This is a genomic window from Adlercreutzia sp. DFI.6.23, from assembly GCF_024462535.1.
In the GTDB taxonomy this organism is placed as follows: Bacteria; Actinomycetota; Coriobacteriia; order Coriobacteriales; family Eggerthellaceae; genus Adlercreutzia; species Adlercreutzia rubneri.
Map to the genome: position 1 here is coordinate 1 of NZ_JANGBP010000141.1, position 420 is coordinate 420.

Sequence of the window (420 nt, forward strand, 5' to 3'; positions counted from 1 at the left end):
CGAATGTCTGAGAGGCAGCCGTATGCTCGGCAGTCCAGCCGTGGACGCAGGCACAGTCGAAGAAAATCCCACGAGCAATTTGCCGAGCGGGATTGCCCGCCCAACTTGTGTTCGAAGGGACCGTCTTGCCGGCCACTACGGCAGCGCCACCGACAATACTTCCAGATCCAATAGCCGCGCCCTTCAGCAGCATGGCAGATTGACCGAGCCATACATGGTCGCCTATCACCACATCGCGGCTAGGATTAATGCGCGTGCCATCTTCTGCCCTGTACACCAAATGAGGGTCGGCAGTCCTTATCCACACATCAAAGGAAAAAAGGCCTCTGTCGCCAATAAGCACACTGCGCCGCTCGGATACAATTACATGGAGTGAACCGTTGACCTTCATCATCGTCGGCGGCGTCACGCGCCTCATCC

1 pseudogene is annotated in these 420 nt (G+C 57.1%); it reads right to left on the reverse strand.

Annotated elements, in window-relative coordinates:
* Positions 1-409 (reverse strand): annotated as a pseudogene (locus NE591_RS16355) (hypothetical protein); the annotation flags it as partial.
* Between the last annotated feature and the right edge of the window lie 11 nt (positions 410-420).